The following is a 23,428-nucleotide window of genomic DNA, read 5'->3' on the forward strand; positions in this document are numbered from 1 at the left end:
CCCTTGGGCCCTGGCCCTTCGTCACGCATCGCAGCTTCCGCCGCGGCGGGCAAAGGGTCGTCCGGCGCGCCCGGCAGGCCCGCAAGGGACTGGAGCGCCGCCTCCAGACTCTCGACGCCCATGACGAAGGGCCGGCCAAGCCGGCCCTTTCCATCGCCGCCCGGATCGGCTAAGGGGCGCGCTCCGGCGCGGCACCCTTGGAGGCGCGCCGGCATGGCAACGTTCACGAGGAGAGAGACCATGGCCGAAGCGCCTGTTCTCGAGGCCGTGGCGCGCGAAGGGGTCGGCAAGGGGGCCGCCCGATCCGCGCGTCGCGAGGGGTTCGTCCCCGGAGTAATCTACGGCGGCGGCGAGGCCCCGCAGCCGATCAACGTCAGGTTCAACGCGCTCCTGAAGCAGCTCAAGGCCGGCAAGTTCCTGTCGACGCTGCTCAACCTGCGCGTCGATGGCACGGACAACCGCGTAATCTGTCGCGGCGTCCAGCGCGACGTGGTCAAGGATCTGCCGGTCCATGTCGACTTCCTGCGGCTCTCGGAGAAGTCGCGGATCGCGCTGCACATCCCGGTCGAGTTCATCAACCGCGAGAAGTCCCCGGGCCTGAAGCGCGGCGGCGTGCTGACCGTCGTGCGCAACGACGTCGAGCTGGTGGTGACCGCGGGCGACATCCCGGCGAAGATCACCGTCGACCTCGCCGGCGCCAACATCAACGACACGATCCACATCTCCAACGTGGCGCTGCCGGCGGGCGTGACGCCCACCATCACCGACCGCGACTTCGTGATCGCCAACATCCAGGCCCCGTCCGGCCTGAAGTCGTCCGAGGGCGAGGAGGAGGCGGCGGCCGAGGGCTGACCCCGGCGCGCCGACGTGCTACTGCCTGACGCGCCGCGGCCCGCCGCGGCGCGTCGTCGTTCACGGGACCCTGACCACCCATGAAGCTCCTCGTCGGCCTCGGCAACCCGGGCGCGAAATACGCCCGCAACCGGCACAACGTCGGCTGGATGGCGCTCGACGCCATCGGGGCCGCGCACGGCTTCGCCCTCTGGCGCTCGAAGTTCCACGGCCAGATCGCCGAGGGCCGGATCGGGACCGCGCGCGTGCTGCTGCTCAAGCCGGAGACCTTCATGAACCTGTCCGGCGACAGCGTCCGCGCCGCGATGGCCTTCCACAAGCTCGAGCCGGCGGACGTGATCGTGCTGCACGACGAGCTCGACCTCGCGCCCGGCCGCGTGCGCGCCCGCGTCGGCGGCGGCGCCGCCGGCCACAACGGCATCCGCTCGATCGTCGCCCATATCGGCCCGGAATTCCTGCGGGTGCGCATCGGCATCGGTCATCCGGGCGACAAGCGCGTGGTGGCCAACTACGTCCTGAACGACTTCGCCAAGGACGAGGCCGGGTGGCTCGACGCGGTGCTCCCGGCGATCGCCAGGGCCGCGCCCGAGCTCGTCGCCGGCGATCTCGGCCGCTTCGCCAACGTCGTGGCGCTCGCCGCCCCCGCCGGGGAGCCGAAGCCCGCACCGCCGCCGAAGCCCGCGCCCGCGCCTTCCGCCGCCGCGCCCGCGGCGGCCTCCGCCACCGAGGCGCCCGCAAACCCGCTCCAGCGCCTGATCGAACGGTTCCGCTGACCGGAGCGGAACCCGCGCCTTCCGCCGCGGCCGCCGGGTCGACTGGCGCGGCTGATCCTCCGCGCGCCGCCGACGGTCTGCCGACCGCCGCCGCCGCGCGGACCGATGCGCCGCGTCGACGTCGCGCCGGTGGCCCCGTCGCGACCGCGGCGCGCTGCGTCGTCGCGCCGGTGGCGCCGTTTCCCCGTCCCGGCCGCAGGACCGGCCGGCCGGCGGCGCCGCCGCGACCGTCGCTCAGCGCAGGTGGTGGACCTTCCCCTGACCCCAGACGGGGGTGTCGATCCCGACCTGTCGCGCCTTGAGCTGGAGCGCGAGGAACTGCGAGTAGTGCCGGCTCTGGTGCAGGTTGCCGCCGTGGAACCACAGCCCCTCCTGCGCCGTCGGCTTCCACATGTTCCGCTGCTCGCCCTCCCAGGGCCCCGGATCTTTCGGCGTGTCCGAGCCGAGGCCCCAGCACTTGCCGACCCTGTCCGCCGCCTCCTGGCTGATCAGGTCCGCCGCCCAGCCGTTCATCGAGCCGTAGCCGGTGGCGTAGACGACCAGATCCGCCGGCAGCTCCGTCCCGTCGTCGAGGACCACGGCGTTCTCGGTCAGCTTCTCCACCTGCCCGCGAACGAGCCTGATCCTGCCGTCGATGATCAGCTGGCTCGCGCCCACGTCGATGTAGTAGCCCGAGCCGCGGCGCAGGTACTTCATGAAGAGGCCGGTGCCGTCCGGCCCCCAGTCGAGCCAGAACCCGGCCTTCTCCAGCCCCTCGTAGAAAGCCGCGTCCTCGGCCCGGATCGTGTCGTAGATCGGCCGCTGGAAGTCCGGGAGCAGCCGGTAGGGGATCGAGGCGAAGATCAGGTCCGCCTTCGCCGTCGTCACCCCGGCCTCCAGCGCGTCCTCGGAATAGAGCGCCCCGAGCCCGTGCCGCATCAGCGGCTCCGAGCGCACGATATGCGTGGACGAGCGCTGCACCATGGTCACGTCGGCGCCCGCCTCCCAGAGCGCCGCGCAGATGTCATGGGCCGAATTGTTCGACCCGATCACCACCACCTTCCTGCCCTTGTAGGCGTCCGGACCGGGGTGCTGGCTCGAATGCTGCTGCTCGCCCCTGAACACGTCCTGCCCGGGGAAGACCGGCACGTTCGCCTTGCCCGACATGCCGGTCGCCAGCACGAGCTGCTTCGGCCGGAGGGTGATCTCCTTGCCGTCGCGCTCGACGACGACCTCCCACTCGCCCTTCGCCTCGTCGTACGTCGCCGACTTCGCCGTCGTGGAGGCCCAGTAGTTGAGCTCCATCACCTTCGTGTACCATTCCAGCCAGTCGCCGATCTTGTCCTTCGGCGCGAAGACCGGCCAGTTCTCCGGGAACGGAATGTAGGGCAGGTGGTCGTACCAGACCGGATCGTGCAGGCAGAGCGACTTGTAGCGCCTGCGCCAGCTGTCGCCCGGCCGCGCATTCTTCTCCACGATTATCGTAGGCACTCCGAGCTGGCGCAGCCGCGCGCCGAGCGCGATGCCGCCCTGACCGCCGCCGATGACGACGACATGGGGCTGTTCGTCGAAGCCGAGCCGGGACGCCTCGTCCTCGCGGCTTTCCTTCCAGGTCCTGCGGTTCGGGTCGGCTCCGTGCTCGACCCCGTGCGACCGCGTCCGCCCGCGCTTCTCCTCGTGGCCCTTCAGTTCCTTCAGCGTGGTCAGCAGCGTCCAGATCCTGCCGTCGCGCACCCGGACATGCCCGTGCCCGCGACCGACGTCGGTCTCGAAGTCGATCCAGGCCTGCGTGAAGCCGCCGGCGTCCTCGGCCGCCTCGCCCGGCGTGACCACGAAGCCGCGCGGCCGCACGCGCCCCATCTGGGACTCCAGCATCTCCAGGATCTGCGGGCGACCCTCCATGGTGCGGATGTTCCAGGTCAGGCTGACGAGGTCGCGCCAGTAGCCCTCCGGCTCGAAGAGCGCGGCGACCGCCTGCGCGTCGCCGGCGGCGAGCGCCTCGTTCAATCCGTCGAGCACGTGTGCGATCGCCGCGTCCGGCGTCTGGTCGAGCATCGTTTCCTCCAGGTTCTTGTTTTCTGGCCGGCAGCGAGTCGGCGCGCCCCAGAATGACGCCGGCCGCGAGAGGATCATACCCCGCGCGGCGCGCGGTTCGCCGACAGGCGCGTTGCACTGGGGCCGAATTGCTTTATTCCGGCTCCCGAACCCTGCCGCCCGGCGCCCGGAACCGATGTCCATCAGCCTCCTCTCGACCTTCATCAAGCCCGTCCACCGCGAGGGATGGCGCTTCATCGCGCTCTTCGCGGCGCTCGCCGCAGCCCTCTTCCTCCTGCACCCCGCCGTCGGCTGGGTCGGAGTGCTCCTCACCCTCTGGTGCTACTACTTCTTCCGCGACCCCGAGCGCGTGACGCCGGCCCGCGACGGACTCGTCGTCAGCCCCGCCGACGGCATCGTCTCGATGATCGCCGCGGCCGCGCCGCCGCCCGAGCTCGACCTCGGACCGGCCTCGCTCACCCGCGTCAGCATCTTCATGAACGTCTTCAACTGCCACGTGAACCGCAGCCCTGCTGACGGAACCGTCACCCGCGTCGCCTACCGCCCAGGCAGGTTCTTCAACGCCTCCCTCGACAAGGCGAGCGCCGACAACGAACGCAACGCTCTCGCCATCGCTCTCCCCGACGGCCGCCGCCTTGCGGTCGTCCAGATCGCCGGCCTCGTCGCCCGCCGTATCGTCTGCGACGCCGCCGAGGGACAGGCGCTCCGGGCCGGCGAGCGATTCGGCATGATCCGCTTCGGCTCGCGCCTCGACGTCTACCTGCCCGAGGGCGTCGCCCCGCTCGTCGCGCCGGGGCAGTCCGCCATCGCCGGCGAGACCGTCATCGCCGACCTCGCCTCGCCCGAACCCGCCCGCCGGGGGGAGATCCGCTGATGCCCGACATCGTCCCAGCCCACGCCCAGGGCGAAGAGGCCGCCGCCCAGCCCGCCCGCCAAGGGGGCAGGTCCCGCCGCGACAGCCTGCCCTTCCTCCATCTGCTGCCGAACCTGGTGACCGTCCTCGGCCTCTGCGCGGGCCTCACCTCGATCCGCTTCGTCCTCGCCGGACGCTACGAGCTCGCCGCCGTCCTCATCATCTTCGCCGCCCTCATCGACGGGCTAGACGGCCTTCTGGCCCGCCGGCTGAAGGCGGCGAGCACGTTCGGCGCCGAGCTCGACTCGCTCGCCGACTTCATCAGCTTTGGCGTGGCGCCGGGGCTGCTCGTCTTCCAGTTCGCCCTCATCGGCGCGCGCGGCTTCGGCTGGATCGCCGTCCTCGTATTCGCGATCTGCTGTTGCCTTCGCCTTGCTCGCTTCAACGTGACCCGCGACGCGCCGCCGCCGCCCGGCCGCGCCTGTTTCACCGGCGTCCCGGCGCCTGCCGGGGCGATGCTCGCGCTGATGCCGGTCTTCCTCGGCCTCGAGGGCCTCGTCGCGGCGTCGGCCGTTGCCGTCCCGACCGCCGTCTACCTGGGGCTCGTCGCTCTGCTGATGGTCAGCCGCATCCCCACCCCGTCCCTCAAGGGCCTCCGGATCTCGCGTGACAAGGTCCCCTACGTGCTCGTCGCCGCCGCCATCGTCGTCGGCATGGCCTTCACCCGCTTCTGGCTGCTCATGATCCTCGCCAACCTCGCCTATGTCGCCGCCGTCGCCCACGGCCTTGTCGCCGCCCGCCGCAAGCCTAGTCTCTGAGACGTTCCCTGGAGGAAACCCATGGAAATCGAGGCCGTCAACACCGCCTATCGCCGCTGGGCCCCGGTCTATGACCGCACCTTCGGCGCCGTCACCCGCCGGGGCCGGGCCCGGGCCGTCGACTACATCAACACCCGGCAGGGCTCGGTGCTCGAGGTCGGCGTCGGCACCGGCCTCTCGCTCGGCGGCTACAAGCCCCATCTGAGCGTCACCGGCGTCGACGTTTCCGCCGAGATGCTGGAGAAGGCCCGCGCCAGGGTCGCGCGCCTGTCCCTCGCCCATGTCGCCGAGCTCCGCCAGATGGACGCGCGCGCGCTGGCCTTCCCGGACGCCTGCTTCGACACCGTGGTCGCCATGTACCTCGTCTCGGTCGTGCCGGAGCCCGAGCGCGTCGTCGCCGAGATGGCCCGCGTCTGCAAGCCCGGCGGCGAGGTGCTGATCGTCAACCACTTCGCCCGCGACTACGGGATGCTCTCCCGTCTCGAGCGCGCCTTCGCCCCCTTCGCCAACCTGCTCGGCTGGCATTCCGACTTCCCCATGGCGCGCGTCCTCGGCGACCCGCGCCTTAGCGTCGCGGCCGATCGGACCTTCCCGCCCTTCGGCATGTTCACGTTCCTGACGCTGTCCCGCGCCTGAGAGCCGCGTCAGGCCGTGTGCGTCGCCTCGGCGAGGCTGCGAACGAAGGCGAGCACCTGCCCGGGGCTTTCGCCTGCGCCGATCCGCTCGACGATGGCCGACCCGACCACCGCCCCGTCGGCGACCGCGGCGATCGAGCGCGCCGCCTCGGGGGTGCGGATGCCGAAGCCGACGCAGACCGGCAACGGGGTTCCGGCCTTGATCCGCGTCACCTCGGGCGCGATCGCGGCGGCGTTCGCCTCCGCCGAGCCGGTGATGCCTGTGATCGAGACGTAGTAGACGAAGCCCGAGGTGTTGGTCAGCACCCTGGGCAGCCGGCGGTCGTCGGTCGTGGGCGTTGCGAGCCGGATGAAGCTCAGCCCCGCCGCCTGCGCCGGCAGGCACAGCTCGTCGTCCTCCTCCGGCGGCAGGTCGACGACGATGAGCCCGTCCACCCCCGCCTCCGCCGCCTCGGCGAGGAAGCGCCCGACCCCCATGGAATAGATCGGGTTGTAGTAGCCCATCAGCACGATCGGCGTCGTGTCGTCCTGCTCGCGGAAGGCCCGCACCATGGCGAGCGTGCGCGCCAGCGTCTGCCCGGCCCCGAGCGCCCGCTGCCCGGCGCGCTGGATCGCCGGCCCGTCGGCCATCGGATCGGTGAAGGGCATTCCCATCTCGATCACGTCGACGCCCGCGCCGGGCAGGCCGCGGATGATCTCGAGCGAGGCCTCGGGGTCGGGATCGCCCGCCATGACGAAGGCGACGAAAGCCTTGCGGCGCTGGGCGCGCAGGCGTTCAAAGGCGGCCTCGATCCGCGTCATTCCGTCCCTCCGGCGTTTCGCGCCTTCTGCGCGAAGCGGCGGCGAAACGCAATGCCGCAGGGTCGGGCGAAGGATCAGAAGCGGCCTTCCAGCACCGTCACCGAGCTGCCGAAGTTCACCGCCTGCCCGGCGAGGCTGAGCACCCGCGACCACGAGGCCAGCGGCGCCTCGGTGATGTAGATCGTGTCTTCGTCGCGCACCACGAACTCGCGCGCGGCGAACAGTCCGTCGGGCGTGGTCAGGTCCAGCACGTAGGCGACGCGCTGCGGCCCGACGAGGTCGGCGCGCCCGGTGACGGCCCGGGCGACCTCGGGGGATTCGACGCGGAACAGGAACACCCCGGTCGGATCGGCGGCCCGGCCGTCGAGGCCGCCGGCGTCGGCCAGCGCCTCGATCACCGACAGGTCGCGCTTGGTGAAGTTCACCCGGCGCTGGGCGTTCGCCGCCCCGAGCGCGGTGAAGGAGCGGCGGTCCTGCTCGACGATGATCCGGTCGCCGGCCCTGAGCGCGATGTCGTTGCGCGGGTGGTCGTAGAGGTCCTGCAACCAGACCGAACCGGTGCGCCCGCCGCGCTCGACGCGGACCTGGGCGACGTCGGCCACGATGGTCGCGCCGCCGGCCTGGGCGATCATCGACGACAGCCGGCGGGTCGGCTCCTCGATCGGGTAGACGCCCTGGTTCGTCACCGCGCCCATCACGCTCACCGTCGAGCCGACGCCGCTCGCCCGGCGAACCTCGACCTGCGGCTCCGGGGTGCGGCTCTCCAGCGCGGCGGTGATCTCGCGCCGCAACTCGTCCGGCGACCGCCCTGCGGCCGGGATCACGCCAACGTAGGGCACGAAGATGCGCCCCTCGCTGTCGACCTGGATCTCGTCGAGCGCCGTCACCTTCTGGCCGACCCCGGCGAGAAGGCCGGTGTCGACGTTCTCCCAGACCGTGACGGTGACGCGGTCGCCGGCGCGGATGGCGTCCGGCGCCACCACGCCCGCGCGCAGGAAATCGCCGGAAAAGCCGAGCGGGTCGTCCGAACTCGCCATCCGCGCGACCGCGGGGCTCACCTGGGCGATCAGCACCCCGGAACCCGGATCGGACTCGAGGATCTCGCCGGCGGTCGGTCCAGAGCGCGGCATGGTGCAGGCGCCAGCCATGACGACAAGCGCCGCGAGAAGGCAGCGCCCCAGGGTCGCCGTCGGCAGGAACTGCATCGATGTCCTCGTCACGCGCCTTGTTCGCCAGCTTTGACGCGAACCCTACCCGCAAACGCCGCGCGTGGCCAGCAGGAATGCCGCGACGCCTCCGCCCGCCTACCCGGCCCGCTCCCAGCGCGCGCGGACGTCGCCGCCGACACGCTTCAGGTCGGCGAGACGGAAGCGCGGCGCGAGCGCCAGCGCGGTCACCTCCATCGCTCCGACGGCGGCGACTGCCTCGGCGCCGAGCGCCATCCCGGCGGTGAAGGCGACGATCTCGTCGACGAGATCCGCCGCGAGCAGCGCGCCCGCCAGCCGGCCGCCGCCCTCGCAGAGCACCCGCGTCAGGCCGCGCTCGCCGAGCCGCAGGAGCAGCGCGCCGAGGTCGAGCTCGCCGTCCGGCTGAAACGGGATCTCGACCAGCGTCGCGCCGCGCTCGACCCAGGCCTGGCGCCGCGCCGGGTCGGCCTCGGCGTGGTGGGCGAGCCAGAGCGGCGCCTCCCCGGCCGAGCGGCCGAGATGGCCCTCGCGGGGCAGCGTCAGCGAGCCCGAGACCACGACCCGCACCGGCCGGCGCGTCGCGAGCCCGAGGTTGCGCACGTCCAGACGCGGATCGTCAGCGCGCGCCGTGCCGGCTCCGATCAGGATCGCGTCCGACGTGGCGCGCATCAGGTGGACCTCGCGGCGGGCGAGCGGGCCGGTGATCCAGCGGCTCTCGCCGTCGCCGGTGGCGATCCGTCCGTCGATCGAGGTGGCGAGCTTCAGCGTCAGCCGGGGGCGGCCGAGCTCGATCCGGCCGAGGAACCCGGCGTTGAGCGCCGCGGCCTCGTCGGCGAGGCAGCCGGTCGCGACCTCGACGCCGGCGTCGCGCAGCATGGCGAAGCCCTTGCCCTTCACCCGCGGATCGGGGTCCTCGATCGACGCGACCACCCGGGCGATGCCGGCGGCGGCGAGTTCCGCCGCGCAGGCGGGGGTGCGCCCGACATGGGCGCAGGGCTCGAGCGTCACGTAGGCGGTCGCCCCGCGGGCGCGCGGGCCGGCGGCGGCGAGCGCCATGGTCTCGGCGTGGGGGCTGCCGCCCGGCTGGGTCCAGCCGCGGCCCGCCACCGTCCCGTCCGCGACGATCACGCAGCCGACCGCCGGGTTCGGCCAGACCTGCCCGAGCCCGCGGCGGGCGAGGCCGAGGGCCGTGCGCATGTGCGCGGCGTCGATCGCGTCCAGGTCCGGCATCGCGGGTCTCAGTCGTCCGCGGCGGAGGGGCGCAGCTCCGAGACGAAGTCCTCGAAGTCGTCGGCCGCCTGGAAGTTCTTGTAGACGCTGGCGAAGCGCACGTAGGCCACCGTGTCGATGCGCGCGAGCGTCTCCATGACGATCTGGCCGATCGTGTCCGAGGGCACGTCGGTCTCGCCGAGGCTCTCCAGCCGCCGCACGATGCCCGAGACCATCTGCTCCACCCGGTCGGGTTCGATCGGGCGCTTCTGCAGCGCGATGCGGATCGAGCGTTCGAGCTTGTCGCGGTCGAAGGCCTCGCGCCGGCCGTTCTTCTTGATCACCACGAGGTCGCGCAGCTGCACGCGCTCGTAGGTGGTGAAGCGCCCGCCGCAGGCCGGGCAGAAGCGTCGCCTCCGGATCGAGACGTGGTCTTCCGCCGGGCGGCTGTCCTTCACCTGGGTGTCGATGTTGCCGCAGAACGGACAGCGCATTCGGAGACCCCCGGGGCCGTTGAGCTCACGATCGCCCGGCACTATAGGCGGCGGTCAACCCCTTGGGTAGGGATTTCTCGCCGCCACTAGATGCGCCGCAGCCGCGGCGTCTCCGCCAGCCGGACGACGCTGCGGAAGGTCTGGAGCGACAGTTTCGTCTCGCAGGCGCGGCCCTCCTGGCTGCCGACCCAGATCTCGTAGCGGCCCTCGCGCGGGGCGGCGATGCGGATGCGCGCGTTCCGCTCGCCGCCGTTGTCGTCGTCGAAGAACCAGCGGCCGGTGGGCGTGCGCAGCAGGATCACCGTGTCGCACGCGCCCTCGGTGCGCACCTCGAGATCCATCCGCTTGCGGTCGGCGACGTAGAGGATGCTGGCGCTCGGGTCGAAGGGGATGTTTCCGGTCCCCGGCACCCCGTCGCAGAGCTCGAGCGGCACGGTGCCGCCGGCGCGCACCTCGGCCGTCAGCGGCGTGCGCAGCCGGTCGGCGAGGACGTGCAGCGGATCTATCGCCGTCGGCGCGCCCGGACAGGCGTCCGCCGCGCCGGCGAGAACCATCAGGCACAACAATCCGGCCAACGCCCGCAGCATCTCCCGCCCCCGTCTCGATCACCCCTAACGGGACGTTAACGCCGGCGGGCGGCGTTCACCAAGCGCGGCGCGCGACAGTGCTTAATCCGCGCGTCAGGCGCCCTCGAACCCCGTCAGCACTCCCACCGCGTTGACGCCGATCTCCTCGACGGCGTAGCCGCCCTCCATCACGAAGAGCGTCGGCCGCCCGAGCCGGGCGATGCGGGCGCCGATGCGGGGGTAGTCGGGGGTATCGAGCCGGAACGCGCTGATCGGGTCGCCCTGATAGGTGTCGACCCCGAGCGAGACCACCAGGACGTCCGGCCCGAAGTCCCCGATCGCCGCGCAGCCGAGGTCGAGCGCGCGGGACCAGTCGCCGAAATCGGTCCCGTGCGGCATCGGCAGGTTGAGGTTGAAACCCTCGCCCGCGCCTGCGCCCCGCTCGTCGGCGTGGCCGAGGAAATAGGGGTACTCGACCATCGGGTCGGCGTGGAGATTGACCACCAGCACGTCGCCGCGGTCATAGAAGATGTCCTGCGTGCCGTTGCCGTGGTGATAGTCGACGTCGAGGATCGCCACCCGACCCGCGCCGCCGTCACGCAGCGACTGGGCGGCGATCGCGGCGTTGTTGAGGAAGCAGTATCCCCCCGCCGCCCGCCGCGCGGCATGGTGCCCCGGCGGCCGGCACAGCGCAAAGGCCGCGCTGGCGCCGCCGGCCACCAGCCCGGCCGCGGTCAGCGCCACGTCCTGGCTCGCCTTCACCGCCTCCCAGGTGCCCTCCACGAAGGTGGCGCCGCCATCCATCGCATAGAATCCGAGTAGCCCGTCGATGTGGGCGGGCGGCACGTCGGCGCGCAGCCCCGGGGCCGGAAAGACGAAGGGCATCGCCGAGCCGCCCCGCCCCTCCGCCGCCCAGAGCGGCCAGGCGCGGGGCAGGAAATCGACGAAATCCGGCCGGTGGACCCGCCGCGCCACCCCGAGCCCCTGCGGCGTCGGCGGCAGGATCGGCCCGAGGCCGACGGCCTCGACCCGGGCGCGGACGATCTCGGCCCGCCGCGGCAGCTCGAACGCGGGCAGGATCTCGCCCGACATCAGCTCCACATTGCCGCCGTGGCGGGCGTGGAGCGGGGAAAAGACGGTCTGCATCGCGCGGCCCCGGCGGTAGCTTTCCCGCGAGCCTAGCCGCCGCCCGGTCCCGCGGGCAACATCGGCGCGCGGGACCGCGTCAACCCGCCGCCGCGATCCGCTCGCGATGGATGACGTAGAGCCCTGCCGCCATCGTCACGGCGATCCCTGCCGCGGCCATGCCGTCGGGTAGGTCGCCGAAGACGAGCCAGCCGATCAGGGTCGCGAACGGGATCTCCAGGTAGTGCATCGGCGCGAGCGTCGCGGCCGGCGCGAAGCGCAGCGACCAGGTCATCAGCAGATGCGCGACGGTGCCGAATACGCCGAGCGCGACGAGGAGGCCCCAGACGCTCGCGGGCGCGGCGGCGAAGCCGAGATCGGGTGGGCCGACGACACCGGCCACGAGCATCACCGGCGCGAGAAACGCCGCCCCCATGGCGCCGTTGATGGCCTGGAGCGCCATCGGGTCGGCGTGGCGGGCGACGGCGCGGGTCGTCAGCACGAAGCCCGCGAAGAGCCCCGCGACGGCGAGCGGAAGGAGGGCCGCGGCGCCGACCTCGATGAAGCTCGGCCGCACGACCATGAGCGTCCCGACGAAACCCGCCGCGCAGGCGGTCAGGCGGCGAACGCCCACGGTCTCGCCGAGGAAGAGCTTCCCGAGGAACAGGAGGAGGAACGGCATCACGAAGGTGATCGCCACCGCGTCGGCGAGCGGCAGCGCGCGCAACGAGAGGAAGAACAGCGCCATGGCGAGGACATGGAACGCCGTGCGCAGCGCATTCAGCAGGAAGGCGCGACGGCCGATGCGCATCCCCGCCCCGGTCGCGAAGGCGAGAGGCGCGAGGATCGCCGCCTGCGTTGCGAACCGGACGAACACCATCTGCCCGAGCGGCACGCTGTCGCCGACGTACTTGGCGAGCGCGTCCGAAAAGGGCACGAGCACGCAGAAGCCGAGCATCAGCATGACCCCGACAAAGGGCCGGTCGTCGCTCAGCGCCCGCGTCCCGAATGCTCGACGGTGCGGACGAACACGTCGTTGTCGGCGCAGAGCTGCACGATCGACTTCGGCGGCGTCACGTCGGTGAAGAACCCGTCGAGCTCGGCGAGGCTCGCGATCCTGACCGGCGCCGCCATCTTGAACTTGGTGTGGTCCGCGACCAGGAACGAGCGCCGGGCGTTCTTGATGATCGCCTGCGCCACCCGCACCTCGCGGAAGTCGTAGTCGAGCAGGCTCCCGTCCGGATCCACCGCCGCCGAGGAGATGATCGCGTAGTCCACCTTGAACTGGCCGATGAACTCCGCCGTCACGTCGCCCACCAGCGCCCCGTCCGCCCGGCGCAGGATCCCGCCCGCGACGATCACCTCGATGTTGGGCGAGGTGGCGAGGATGTTCGCGACGTTGAGGTTGTTCGTCACCACCATCAGGTTGCGATGCCTGAGCAGCGCGCGCGCCACAGCCTCGGTCGTGGTGCCGATGTTCATGAAGACCGAGACCCCGTCGGGGATCTGCTCCGCCACCAGCCGCGCGATCCCCTCCTTCTCGCTCGAGGCGAGGGTCCGCCGGTCCTCGTAGCCGAGCGCGATCACGCCCGAGGGGATCATCGCCCCCCCGTGCACCCGGGTCAGCTGGCCGATGTCGCAGAGCTCGGTCAGGTCGCGCCGGATCGTCTGCGCCGTGACGCTGAAATGCGCGGCAAGCCCCTCGACCGTGACCTTGCCATGCTCGCGCGCGAGCGTCAGGATCTCGGAATGGCGGAAGTTGACGGCCATCTAGCCCCGGAACTCAGCTCGGATCCCTCATAGGGCGCAGCCGCCGCCGCGGCAACAGCTTGCCCGCCCGCCCCGCCCGCCGCTAGGCTCGCGCCCGTGCCGCCCGCCAGAGGCGCGCCGGGAGGAGCCATGACCCATATCCTCGCCATCGACCAGGGCACCACCTCGAGCCGGGCGCTGGTCTTCGACGCCCGCCTCCGCCTCGTCGCCAGCGCGCAGCAGGAGTTCCCCCAGCACTTCCCCCGCTCCGGCTGGGTCGAGCACGAGCCCGCCGACATCTGGTCCTCCACCGCCGCCGTCGCCCGCGGCGCCATCGAGCGCGCCGGCCTCGCGCCCCGCGACATCGCCGCCATCGGCGTCACCAACCAGCGCGAAACCACCATCGTCTGGGACCGCGCCACCGGCGAGCCGATCCACCGCGCCATCGTCTGGCAGGACCGCCGCACCGCCGCGACCTGCGCCCGCCTCCGCGACGACGGCCACGGGGCCATGATCACCGAAAGAACCGGCCTCCTGCTCGACCCCTACTTCTCCGGGACCAAGGTCGCCTTCATCCTCGACGCGGTCGAAGGCGCCCGCGCCCGCGCCGAACGCGGCGAGCTCGCCTTCGGCACCGTCGACAGCTTCCTGATCTGGCGCATGACCGGCGGCGCCGCGCACGTCACCGACGCCACCAACGCCGCCCGCACGCTGCTCTACGACATCCGCCTTGGCCGCTGGGACGCGGACATCTGCGCGCTGCTCGGCGTGCCGATGGCGATGCTGCCGGAGGTCCGCGACTGCGCCGCGCATTTCGGCGACACCCGCCCCGACCTCTTCGGCCGCCCCGTCCCGATCCTCGGCGTCGCCGGCGACCAGCAGGCGGCGACCGTCGGCCAGGCCTGCTTCGCGCCCGGGATGCTCAAGGCCACCTACGGCACCGGCTGCTTCGCGCTGCTCAACACCGGCGACACGCTGACCGCGAGCCGCAACCGCCTGCTCGGAACCATCGCCTACCAGCTCGACGGCCGCCCGACCTACGCCCTCGAAGGCTCGATCTTCGTCGCCGGCGCCGTGGTCCAGTGGCTCCGCGACGGCCTGAAACTGATCCGCGAGGCGTCCGAGACCCAGGCCCTGGCGCTCAAGGCCGACCCGACCCAGTCGCTCTACCTCGTCCCCGCCTTCACCGGCCTCGGCGCGCCGTGGTGGGATCCGGAGGCCCGCGGCGCGATCTTCGGCCTCACCCGCAACTCCGGCCCCGCCGAATTCGCCCGCGCCGCCCTCGAAAGCGTCGCCTTCCAGACCCGCGACCTCTACGAGGCGATGCGCCGCGACTGGCCCGGAGACGGCGCGCCCCCCGTCCTGCGCGTCGACGGCGGCATGACCGCGAACGACTTCGTGCTCCAGACCCTCGCCGACACTTTGGGCGCCCCCGTCGACCGCCCCTGCCTGCGCGAGACCACCGCAATGGGCGCCGCCTGGCTCGCCGGCATGCAGGCCGGAATCTACCCGGGCCCGGACGAGTTCGCCCGGTCGTGGTCCCTCGACCGCCGCTTCGAGCCGGCGATGGGCGAGGCGCGGCGGGAGGCGAAGTATGCGGGGTGGCTGGACGCGGTGCGGCGGACGTTGAGTGGGGGGGCGCGGTAGGCGCATTGCCATAAGACGATGGCTTTCCGAACTCGTAGCTCGGCGCTATCGACCCCGCGGTTACCGCCCGATACATCCAACCGGCATCTAATAATCAGCTGCTCATCTCATAATTTCAATGTCTTGCACGATAGATGAAGTCGGACGATCATAGACTATTGAAAGGTGTCCATGCAGATGCTCACATTAAACTCTAGTTATCAGAGTGGAATCAGCACTGATGCCCAGAGCCCTCGTCGAGAACCCCCTCACCGGTCGCAACGAATTCCTCTACCTCTCCGACGACGAGCACGAGGCCTACCTCGAGTTGATCAGGCAGGACTGCTCACACCCGACTACCGAGCTTCGAGAGCGCGGCGTCGCAAAGGAGGGGCGGCAGCACGTCTACCAATGCACCGTCTGCGGTTTGGCCGCGAGCCGGGCGATCAAGCGCGACGACAGCCTGATCTTGCCTCAGTGGGACGAGTACGCTCGGCCGAAGTGGCAGGGCGTAATCGCAAGCCGAAAGCGAACCTTCTTGACCGCCGTGTTCGAGCGGCAGGCAGAAGAGGATAGGCGGGTCAGCCATGAGTATGAGGCCTATCTTCTATCCGACGAATGGCGCACGAAGCGCAGTCTAGTGCTCGAACGCGACGGCGACCTCTGCCAAGGCTGCCGTCAGCGTCCGGCGACGCAGGTCCACCATCTGACCTACGAGCACATGCTCGACGAGTTTCTTTTCGAGCTGGTCTCGGTATGTGACGAATGCCACGCCCGGTTGCATCCGCCTGCCGGCGCGCTCTAGCCTTCGAGCAGTTTCGCGAAACCCAGTGTAACCTCCTCAGAAACGCACCTAATCGCAGCATCTGAGATTGTATTGACTACGCGAAATTTTTCAGGATGCTGGTCGAGTGCCCAAACATTGCCACTTTTCCACTGCGTGTCGGCGAGCCGCTCCTGCTCCTCGGGCCGCAGCCTGGCCTCGACCTCGACGATCAGATGTTGCAGGCGCGCGTTCATCCGCAAACATTACCTCCTGCCGCGTCCACCGGTCAAACCCTCTGCGCCGTCCACCCGAGCCCCCTCGGCGCTCCCGGCCCCGATCCCTCGCGCTAATCCTTTATCCCGGGTGAATTTGTGGCAAGCCGCTTTCCAGCCGGTTTCCGGCCGCTTTCCAGCCCGAGCGGATCAGCGTTAACCGTTGAAATCCCCGCAGGAACCGGACTCCGCGCGCCGAGCCCGTTCCGGGCGGCTTGCGGGAAGCCGCGCGGGCCTGTATCCGGGGCCGGTCGAATTCGCGCCGCCCGGCGCGTCGCTTGGGCGCGACAGGGGAGATTGTGCATATGACGGTAAAGGTCGCCATCAACGGTTTCGGCCGCATCGGGCGCAACGTGTTGCGCGCAATCGTGGAATCCGGCCGCACCGACATCGAGGTGGTCGCGGTCAACGACCTCGGGCCGGTCGAGACCAACGCCCATCTGATGCGCTACGACAGCGTCCACGGCCGCTTCCCCGGCAAGGTCACCGTCTCCGGCGACACCATCGACGTCGGCCGCGGCCCGATCCGGGTGACGGCGATCCGCAACCCGGCCGAACTGCCGTGGAAGGACGTCGACGTCGCCATGGAATGCACCGGCATCTTCACCGACAGGGAGAAGGCCAAGATCCATCTCGAGAACGGCTCCCGGCGCGTCCTCGTCTCCGCCCCGGCCTCCGGCGCCGACAAGACCATCGCCTTCGGCGTCAACGACAAGACGCTGACCAAGGACGATCTGGTGGTCTCCAACGCGTCGTGCACCACCAATTGCCTCTCCCCCGTCGCCTACGTGCTCGACAAGGCGATCGGGATCGAGAAGGGCTTCATGACCACGATCCACTCCTACACCGGCGACCAGCCGACGCTCGACACCATGCACAAGGACCTCTACCGCGCCCGCGCCGCCGCGCTGTCGATGATCCCGACCTCGACCGGCGCCGCCAAGGCCGTCGGCCTCGTCCTGCCGCAGCTCAAGGGCAAGCTCGACGGCGTCGCCATCCGCGTGCCGACGCCGAACGTCTCGGTGGTCGATCTCGTCTTCATCGCCAAGAATCCGACCTCGAAGGACGAGGTGAACGCCGCGATCAAGGCCGCCGCCGACGGCGAGCTGAAGGGCATCCTCGGCTACACGGACGAGCCGCTGGTGTCGTCGGACTTCAACCACGACAGCCATTCCTCGGTGTTCCACATGGACCAGACCAAGGTGATGGACGGGACCATGGTCCGCATCCTGACCTGGTACGACAACGAGTGGGGCTTCTCCTGCCGGATGAGCGACACCGCCGTCGCCATGGGCAAGCTGATCTGACCTCCCGGCCCGCGCCCCCGGGCGCGGGCCGCTCCGGGCGAGCCGCCCCGGCCGTCACGCCGCAGGCGTCGGCGTCCGCAGGCGGCGCCACGCGTCGGGTCAGTCGGTGCGGTCGAGGAAGGGATGGCCCGGGGGATAAGGGGCATCGACGGCGAGGCGGGCGCCGACCTTGCGGCGGGGATTGTCCGGGCCGCACAGGAACTCCTGCCGCAGCCAGGCCCGGCCCGCGTCGTAGGCGGTGGCGCCCCGCCGCCGTCGCCACGATGGCGTCGAAACCCTCGGGCGGGGTCTCCCAGCACGACCAGACGTAGTAGGGCTCGCCGTTCTCGTTGAGCCGGTCGGGGAGCAGCGTGAGGTCGTTGCCGATGAAGTGTTCGAGCTGGGATTGCGTCAGCTCTTGACGGCTGCGAAAATCCGCAAACTGGGCTGGCGACGCCCGGTTTGATGCGCCAGCCCAGTTTGACTCTCGGAAATCCGCCTCGCGGAGGTCCGCCCCCTCCAGCCGCGCCTCGCGGAGGTCCGCCCCCTCCAGCCGCGCCCCGAAGAGGTCCGCCCCCTCCAGCCGCGCCTCGCGGAGGTCCGCCCCCTCCAGCCGCGCCTCGCGGAGGTCCGCCCCCTCCAGCCGCGCCCCGAAGAGGTCCGCCCCCTCCAGCGATACGCCTGCGGCGGCCGACCGGCGGAGGTCTTCACCGCCGAGGTCGAGCCGGGGCAGGTCGGCGAGGACGGCGGCGCGCTCGGCTCGCCATTCCGCCGCGGTCGTCGAAGTCGCGGAAACGCGAGAGGCAGGGGCCGTCGTCGTCGCCGGGCGCCGTCACGCCGTGCGTGCCGCACCATTCCCGCCGCTTCGCCAGGACGTGCCCCGGCGTCGGCTCGTCGGTCATGGCGGGCTGGCCGCAGACCTCCATCTCCAGCCCCTCGCGGCGGCACCAGGTCTCGCGATAGGCGCGGCGGGCGGTGACGGCGTCGCGCCAGCCGTCGGGGCGGGCGACCATCTCGACGCCGGCGATGTCGGTCCCGGCCAGCGGGTTCCATTCACCCACGACAGGGAGCGTGAAGGTCAGGTCTTCGAGCGTCGGCAGGACGGCGGCGATGCGGCGCTCCTGCACCATGTCGCGGGGGAGCTCCACGCCGTGATCGTCGAGGCAATCGGGCAGGAGCGCCCCGTCCGGTTCGTCGCGGCCGAAGTCCGCAGGGTAGCAGCGGCGCAGGAAGCCGGTCTCGTCGCCCCGGCCGAGCCAACGGTTCGTCAGGTCGATGACGCTGCCGGCGGTGCGGTCGAGGCCGCCTTCGGTGCGGGCCCAGCTGATCAGGATCACCAGGACGATCGCCGCCAGCGCCCCCGGCCGTCGCCAGAGGCGGCGATGGACCGGCTCGCGGCGGGGCGGGATCAGCCAGGCGCGCGCGGCGCGCCAGCTTTCGACGCCGGCGAAGGCGGCGACGAGGAAACAGGCGCCGAGCCAGAGGGTCAGTAACTCGTCGTGCGCCGGCATCGACCACCACCAGGCGCAGAACAGCACCAGCCCGCCCGCGAGCCAGACGAGGCAGAAGGTGGCGTACTTGCCGAGGATGCGGAGCGGCCGGGCGGGCGTGTAGTCGCCGCCGCGCAGGCCCAGCGCCCAGTCGTTGGCGAGCCAGGGGTTGATGAGGTCGCCCACGGGATGGCCATCGACGCGGGGGCGCTCCACGTCGGCGATCGCGTCCCACAGCTTCAGCAGCACGATGTGGAGATAGACGTAGAGCGCGGCGCCGAGGGCGGGGGCGAACCAGAAGAAGCTCGCCGTGGGGATGGCGACGTTGACCAGCGGCAGCTGGGTCTGGCGGGAGGGGACGAAGAAGTCGGCGTCCTCGACCCCGAGCAGGGTGACGAAGACGAAGGCGAAGTAGCCGAGCATGGCGATCCACGAGGCGCGCGCCATGGCGGAGACCTCGTTGATCCGGGCGATGCGCGCCAGGTCGGGCGACGGCGGGGGCGGCGTGCGGGGAGGTCGGGCCATGATCGCCGCCGCGCGTTGGGACAATGCCCGACCCTACCGCCCCGGCGCCCCGCCGGCAAGTTCCGCCTCGCCGCCCCGAGGCGACGGACCGAGGCCAACAGAGGTCAACAGAGGGTTAACGCCCCGGATTTCCCCATTGTTTCAGATGCTTGACCGTCCTGTCACGCGTGTTAGCACGCTCGGCTCCGGCGCCTCCCGCGCCCGCTCCGGCCGTTGGGCGGGCCCGACCGTCCGCCGCCGACGCATGACCCCAGGCCCCGGCTTGCGCGGGGCTGCGGCGGTCGCTAGCGTCTCCGCAGGCCGACGAGGGAGGGGAGATGCGGGGCGCGCTCACGATCGAAGAGCTGCAACAGGCAGTCGCGGAGGGCGCGATAGACACGGTCCTCGTGGCGCTCGTCGACATGCAGGGCCGGCTGATGGGCAAGCGCTTCCAGGCCGAGTTCTTCCTCGAATCCGGCTGGCGCGAGACCCACGGCTGCAACTATCTCCTCGCCACCGACCTCGAGATGGAGACGGTCCCCGGCTTCAAGGCCACGGGCTGGGAGAAGGGCTACGGCGACTACGCCATGAAGCCCGACCTCTCGACGCTCCGGGTCACGCCCTGGCTGCCGGGGACGGCGCTGGTCATCGCCGACGTGCAGGATCACCACCACCACGACATTCCGCACTCGCCGCGGGCGGTGCTGAAGCGGCAGATCGCCCGGCTGGAGGAGAGGGGGCTCCGGGCGATGATGGCCTCGGAGCTGGAATTCTTCCTGTTCCGCGACAGCTACGAGCAGGTGCAGGCCGCCGGCTACCGCTGGCCGACGCCGATCAGCCCCTACAACGAGGACTACCACATCTTCCAGACCTCCAAGGAGGAGGAGGTGATGCGGGCGATCCGCACCGGGCTGAACGCCGCCGGCATCCCGGTCGAGAACTCCAAGGGCGAGGCGAGCGCCGGGCAGGAGGAGATCAACGTCCGCTACGCCGAGGCGCTGGTCTCGGCCGACAACCACGTGATCGTAAAGAACGGCGCGAAGGAGATCGCCTGGTCCAGGGGCCGCGCGCTCACCTTCATGGCCAAGCCCGACACGCGGGCGTCGGGTTCCTCGGCGCATATCCACCAGTCGCTGTGGACGCTTCAGGGCGAACCCGCCTTCCTCGACCCGGCAGGGCCCCACGGCATGTCCGTGCTGATGCGGCGCTTTCTGGCCGGTCAGCTCGCGCACGCCTCGGAGATCACGTACTTTCTCGCGCCCTACGTCAATTCCTACAAGCGCTTCGCGGCCGGAACCTTCGCGCCGACCAAGGCGATCTGGTCGGCCGACAACCGCACCGCGGGCTATCGCATCGTCGGCGAGGAGACCAAGAGCATCAGGGTCGAGTGCCGGGTCGGCGGGGCCGATCTCAACCCGCACCTCGCCTATGCCGCGCTGATCGCCGCGGGGCTCGACGGGATCGACCGCGAGCTGGACCTGGAGCCCGAGTTTCGCGGCGACGCCTACGCCGCCGGGCGGGCGCGCGAGATCCCGACCAACCTGCGCGACGCCGCCGAGGCGCTCCGGAAGTCGAAGTTCCTGCGCGGGGCATTGGGCGACGACGTGGTTGACCACTACGTTCACGCCGCGCGCTGGGAGATCGCCGAATGCGACCGCTGCGTGACCGACTGGGACCGGGCCCGCGGCTTCGAGCGGGCGTGAGGAGAAGACGATGACCGACAAGATCCGCTGCGCCTCGCCGATCGACGGATCGGTCCATGCCGAGCGCCCCGCCGAGAGCGTTGCCGCGGTGCGGGAGCGGCTGGCGCGCGCGCGTGCGGCGCAGAAGGACTGGGCGCGGCGACCGCTGGATGAACGGATCGAGCTTGTCCGCGAGGGCGTGGCGCGGCTCGACCGGGTCAACGCCGACGTGGTCACCGAGCTCGCCTGGCAGATGGGTCGGCCGGTGCGCTACGGCGGCGAGATGGGCGGCGTGCGTGAGCGCACCGCCTACATGGCCGGAACCGCGGCGGAGAACCTCGCGCCAAAGGTGATCGAGGACAGCGATCGGTTCCTGCGCTATCTGGCCCGCGAGCCGCTGGGCCTCGTCTTCGTCGTCGCGCCCTGGAACTATCCCTACCTGACGGCGATCAACACCATCGTTCCGGCGCTGATCGCCGGCAACGCGGTGGTTCTCAAGCACGCCTCCCAGACGCTCCTCTGCGGCGAGCGGCTGGCGCAGGCCTTCGGGCATCTGCCGGAGGGCGTCTTCACCAACGTCTTCCTCACCCACGCGACCACCTCGGAGCTGATCGCGGAGCGGGCGTTCGACTTCGTCAACTTCACCGGCTCGGTGGAGGGCGGCCGCGCCATCGAGCGCGCGGCGGCAGGAACCTTCGTGGGTACGGGGCTCGAACTCGGGGGCAAGGATCCGGGCTACGTGCGGGCCGACGCCAACCTCGACGCGGCGGTCGACGTGCTGATGGACGGGGCGATGTACAACGCCGGTCAGTGCTGCTGCGGGATCGAGCGGATCTATGTCCACCGGAGCCTCTACGAGCCCTTCGTCGACAAGGCCGTCGCCTGGGTCTCGGGGCTGAAGCTCGGCAACCCGCTGGAGGAGGCGACGACGCTCGGGCCGATGGCGCACAGGCGGTTTGCGGACAACGTGCGGGGGCAGGTGGCCGAGGCGATGGCGGCGGGCGCGAAGCCGCTTGTCGATCCGGCGCTCTTCCCGGCGGACACCGGCGCCGACGCCTACCTCGCGCCGCAGGTGCTGGTGGGCGTCGATCACTCGATGCGGGTGATGACCGAGGAGAGCTTCGGGCCGGTGGTCGGGATCATGCCGGTCTCGGGCGACGAGCAGGCGGTCGCGCTGATGAACGACTGCCGCTACGGCCTCACCGCGTCGATCTGGACCGAGGACGCGGAGGCGGCGGCGGAGATCGGGTCGCGGATCGAGACCGGGACGGTGTTCATGAACCGCGCCGACTACCTCGACCCGGCCCTGTGCTGGACCGGCTGCAAGGAGACCGGGCGGGGGACGTCGCTCTCCTATCTCGGCTGGCTGTCGCTTACCCGGCCGAAGTCCTACCACCTGAGGAAGCGCCTGCCGGGGTGAGCGCGCGTATGCCGGCCCGCGGACGAGCGCGGGCCTCGGCAGCGCCCGCAGCGCCATGAGTCGGCGTTGCATCGGCCCGTTGATTGCCGGTAACTGGGGCCGCCGCCGTCTGCGAGATGCCGATATGACCACCGCCAACTGGAGCTACCCCACCGCGATCCGCTTCGGCGCGGGGCGCGTCGCCGAGCTCGGCGCCGCCTGCAAGGCCGCCGGGATCGCGCGGCCGCTCTTCGTCACCGATCCCGGCCTCGCCAACCTGCCGATCACGGCGCGGGCGCTCGACGTGCTCCGCGCGGACGGGCTCGCGCCGGCGGTGTTCTCGGAGGTCAAGCCGAACCCGACCGACGCCAATGTCGAGGCAGGCGTCGCCGCCTTGCGCGAAGGCGAGCATGACGGCGTCGTCGCCTTCGGCGGCGGCTCGGCGCTCGACTGCGGCAAGGTCGTCGCCTTCATGCGCGGGCAGACCCGGCCGATGTGGGATTTCGAGGACGTCGGCGACTGGTGGACCCGCGCCGATCCGGCCGGGATCGCGCCGATCGTGGCCGTGCCGACGACCGCCGGGACCGGCTCCGAGGTCGGGCGCGCGGGCGTCATCACCAACCTCGCCGAGCACGTGAAGAAGGTGATCTTCCACCCGAAGATGATGCCGGCGCAGGTGATCCTCGATCCGGAGCTGACCGTGGGCCTGCCGCCGGCGCTGACCGCCGGCACCGGGATGGACGCGCTGGCGCACTGCCTCGAGGCCTATTTCGCGCCCTCCTATCACCCCATGGCGGAAGGGATCGCCGTGGAGGGGGTGCGGCTGGTCAGGGAATACCTGCCACGGGCCTACCGCGACGGCGCCGACCTGGAGGCGCGCGGGAACATGCTCTCGGCCGCGGCGATGGGCGCGACGGCGTTCCAGAAGGGGCTCGGCGCCATCCACGCGCTCAGCCACCCGGTGGGGGCGCTCTACGACACGCACCACGGCCTGACCAACGCGGTGTTCATGCCCTACGTGCTCGAGTTCAACCGCGCGGAGATCGAGGCCAAGGCCGGGCGGCTCGCGAGCTGGCTCGGCCTCTCCGGCGGGCTCGGGGGCCTCATCGACTGGGTGCTGGCGCTCCGCGCCGAGCTGGGGGTGCCGCATACCCTCGGCGGGATCGGGGTCGACGACGCCCGCTTCGGCGAGATGGCGAGCATGGCCGTGGTCGATCCGACCGCGGGCGGGAACCCGCGCAGGCTCGGGGTCGACGACGCGCTCGATCTCTTCCGCCGCGCCGCCGACGGGCGGCTGGGCTGATTTT

Annotated in this window: 22 protein-coding genes and 1 pseudogene; 11 read left to right on the forward strand and 12 right to left on the reverse strand. The window is 71.2% G+C overall.

The window, feature by feature from the left end; all coding sequences use genetic code 11:
• Nucleotides 1-240: 240 nt before the first annotated feature.
• Both KBA23_RS07040 and pth read left to right on the forward strand, forming a co-directional pair.
• Entirely contained in the window at nucleotides 241-852 is a 612-nt protein-coding gene (locus tag KBA23_RS07040; RefSeq protein ID WP_290738563.1) for a 50S ribosomal protein L25/general stress protein Ctc, read from the forward strand.
• A gap of 80 nt (nucleotides 853-932) precedes the next feature.
• Complete coding sequence (gene pth / locus KBA23_RS07045; RefSeq protein ID WP_290738566.1) at nucleotides 933-1,625, forward strand: aminoacyl-tRNA hydrolase; 693 nt, start codon at nucleotides 933-935, stop codon at nucleotides 1,623-1,625.
• A 234-nt stretch (nucleotides 1,626-1,859) separates the two neighbouring features.
• Here pth and KBA23_RS07050 read toward each other — a convergent pair whose 3' ends face one another.
• Nucleotides 1,860-3,659, reverse strand: coding sequence for an NAD(P)/FAD-dependent oxidoreductase (locus KBA23_RS07050; RefSeq protein ID WP_290738569.1), 1,800 nt, complete (start codon nucleotides 3,657-3,659; stop codon nucleotides 1,860-1,862).
• A gap of 175 nt (nucleotides 3,660-3,834) precedes the next feature.
• On the opposite strand from KBA23_RS07050, the gene KBA23_RS07055 reads away from it, so the two are divergent.
• From KBA23_RS07055 to KBA23_RS07065, 3 genes are read left to right on the forward strand one after another with little or no spacing between them, the layout of a single operon-like run.
• Nucleotides 3,835-4,533: a phosphatidylserine decarboxylase gene (locus tag KBA23_RS07055; protein ID WP_290738572.1), complete on the forward strand. Its 699-nt coding sequence runs from the start codon at nucleotides 3,835-3,837 to the stop codon at nucleotides 4,531-4,533.
• The gene (pssA, locus tag KBA23_RS07060; RefSeq protein ID WP_290738575.1) at nucleotides 4,533-5,330 is read left to right on the forward strand and encodes a CDP-diacylglycerol--serine O-phosphatidyltransferase; all 798 of its coding nucleotides are present in this window, start codon (nucleotides 4,533-4,535) and stop codon (nucleotides 5,328-5,330) included. Before KBA23_RS07055 ends, pssA begins: the two co-directional genes overlap by 1 nt.
• 21 nt (nucleotides 5,331-5,351) lie before the next feature.
• Nucleotides 5,352-5,966: a class I SAM-dependent methyltransferase gene (locus tag KBA23_RS07065; RefSeq protein WP_290738578.1), complete on the forward strand. Its 615-nt coding sequence runs from the start codon at nucleotides 5,352-5,354 to the stop codon at nucleotides 5,964-5,966.
• Between the two features lie 8 nt (nucleotides 5,967-5,974).
• On the opposite strand, the gene trpA is transcribed toward KBA23_RS07065, so the two are convergent.
• The 8 genes from trpA to KBA23_RS07105 all read right to left on the reverse strand — a co-directional run bounded on the left by trpA (nucleotide 5,975) and on the right by KBA23_RS07105 (nucleotide 13,117).
• Nucleotides 5,975-6,766 carry a tryptophan synthase subunit alpha gene (trpA, locus tag KBA23_RS07070; RefSeq protein ID WP_290738581.1) on the reverse strand — a complete coding sequence of 264 codons (792 nt, stop codon included), beginning with the start codon at nucleotides 6,764-6,766 and terminating at the stop codon, nucleotides 5,975-5,977.
• A 74-nt stretch (nucleotides 6,767-6,840) separates the two neighbouring features.
• A complete protein-coding gene (locus KBA23_RS07075; protein WP_290738584.1) occupies nucleotides 6,841-7,971 on the reverse strand; it encodes a polysaccharide biosynthesis/export family protein in 1,131 nt (376 codons plus the stop codon).
• Between the two features lie 99 nt (nucleotides 7,972-8,070).
• Nucleotides 8,071-9,183: a bifunctional diaminohydroxyphosphoribosylaminopyrimidine deaminase/5-amino-6-(5-phosphoribosylamino)uracil reductase RibD gene (gene ribD, locus KBA23_RS07080; RefSeq protein WP_290738587.1), complete on the reverse strand. Its 1,113-nt coding sequence runs from the start codon at nucleotides 9,181-9,183 to the stop codon at nucleotides 8,071-8,073.
• A gap of 8 nt (nucleotides 9,184-9,191) precedes the next feature.
• Nucleotides 9,192-9,656, reverse strand: coding sequence for a transcriptional regulator NrdR (nrdR, locus tag KBA23_RS07085; protein ID WP_290738590.1), 465 nt, complete (start codon nucleotides 9,654-9,656; stop codon nucleotides 9,192-9,194).
• A gap of 86 nt (nucleotides 9,657-9,742) precedes the next feature.
• Entirely contained in the window at nucleotides 9,743-10,210 is a 468-nt protein-coding gene (locus KBA23_RS07090) for a hypothetical protein (protein WP_290738594.1), read from the reverse strand.
• Nucleotides 10,211-10,336: 126 nt separating this feature from the next.
• Nucleotides 10,337-11,368: a histone deacetylase family protein gene (locus tag KBA23_RS07095; protein WP_290738597.1), complete on the reverse strand. Its 1,032-nt coding sequence runs from the start codon at nucleotides 11,366-11,368 to the stop codon at nucleotides 10,337-10,339.
• A gap of 79 nt (nucleotides 11,369-11,447) precedes the next feature.
• Nucleotides 11,448-12,305 (reverse strand): DMT family transporter, encoded by an 858-nt coding sequence (locus tag KBA23_RS07100; RefSeq protein ID WP_290738600.1) that lies wholly within the window; start codon nucleotides 12,303-12,305, stop codon nucleotides 11,448-11,450.
• 32 nt (nucleotides 12,306-12,337) lie between these two features.
• Nucleotides 12,338-13,117, reverse strand: a complete 780-nt coding sequence (locus tag KBA23_RS07105) for a DeoR/GlpR family DNA-binding transcription regulator (protein ID WP_290738603.1) — start codon at nucleotides 13,115-13,117, stop codon at nucleotides 12,338-12,340.
• A 129-nt stretch (nucleotides 13,118-13,246) separates the two neighbouring features.
• Between KBA23_RS07105 and glpK the strand changes: the two genes are divergently transcribed.
• Nucleotides 13,247-14,743, forward strand: a complete 1,497-nt coding sequence (glpK, locus tag KBA23_RS07110; protein ID WP_290738606.1) for a glycerol kinase GlpK — start codon at nucleotides 13,247-13,249, stop codon at nucleotides 14,741-14,743.
• 220 nt (nucleotides 14,744-14,963) lie between these two features.
• Entirely contained in the window at nucleotides 14,964-15,527 is a 564-nt protein-coding gene (locus KBA23_RS07115) for a hypothetical protein (RefSeq protein WP_290738609.1), read from the forward strand.
• Here the strand turns inward: KBA23_RS07115 and KBA23_RS07120 are convergent.
• Complete coding sequence (locus tag KBA23_RS07120) at nucleotides 15,524-15,742, reverse strand: hypothetical protein (RefSeq protein WP_290738612.1); 219 nt, start codon at nucleotides 15,740-15,742, stop codon at nucleotides 15,524-15,526. The genes KBA23_RS07115 and KBA23_RS07120 overlap by 4 nt on opposite strands.
• A 323-nt stretch (nucleotides 15,743-16,065) precedes the next feature.
• Between KBA23_RS07120 and gap the strand changes: the two genes are divergently transcribed.
• On the forward strand, nucleotides 16,066-17,067 hold the full coding sequence (gap, locus tag KBA23_RS07125; protein WP_290738614.1) for a type I glyceraldehyde-3-phosphate dehydrogenase: 1,002 nt from the start codon (nucleotides 16,066-16,068) through the stop codon (nucleotides 17,065-17,067).
• A gap of 469 nt (nucleotides 17,068-17,536) precedes the next feature.
• On the opposite strand, the pseudogene KBA23_RS16825 reads toward gap, so the two are convergent.
• Nucleotides 17,537-17,779 (reverse strand): annotated as a pseudogene (locus tag KBA23_RS16825) (pentapeptide repeat-containing protein); the annotation flags it as partial.
• Nucleotides 17,754-19,061, reverse strand: coding sequence for a hypothetical protein (locus KBA23_RS07130; protein ID WP_290738616.1), 1,308 nt, complete (start codon nucleotides 19,059-19,061; stop codon nucleotides 17,754-17,756). The gene KBA23_RS07130 and the pseudogene KBA23_RS16825, both read right to left, overlap by 26 nt.
• 317 nt (nucleotides 19,062-19,378) lie before the next feature.
• Here KBA23_RS07130 and KBA23_RS07135 point away from each other — a divergent pair, with 317 nt between their 5' ends.
• From KBA23_RS07135 to KBA23_RS07145, 3 genes are all read left to right on the forward strand, one after another.
• Complete coding sequence (locus KBA23_RS07135; protein WP_290738619.1) at nucleotides 19,379-20,743, forward strand: glutamine synthetase family protein; 1,365 nt, start codon at nucleotides 19,379-19,381, stop codon at nucleotides 20,741-20,743.
• A gap of 10 nt (nucleotides 20,744-20,753) precedes the next feature.
• Nucleotides 20,754-22,142, forward strand: a complete 1,389-nt coding sequence (locus KBA23_RS07140; RefSeq protein ID WP_290738622.1) for an aldehyde dehydrogenase family protein — start codon at nucleotides 20,754-20,756, stop codon at nucleotides 22,140-22,142.
• A 124-nt stretch (nucleotides 22,143-22,266) separates the two neighbouring features.
• Nucleotides 22,267-23,424: an iron-containing alcohol dehydrogenase gene (locus tag KBA23_RS07145; protein ID WP_290738625.1), complete on the forward strand. Its 1,158-nt coding sequence runs from the start codon at nucleotides 22,267-22,269 to the stop codon at nucleotides 23,422-23,424.
• Nucleotides 23,425-23,428 lie beyond the last annotated feature (4 nt).

The sequence above is a fragment of the Amaricoccus sp. genome (genome assembly GCF_017995835.1).
GTDB lineage: Bacteria > Pseudomonadota > Alphaproteobacteria > Rhodobacterales > Rhodobacteraceae > Amaricoccus.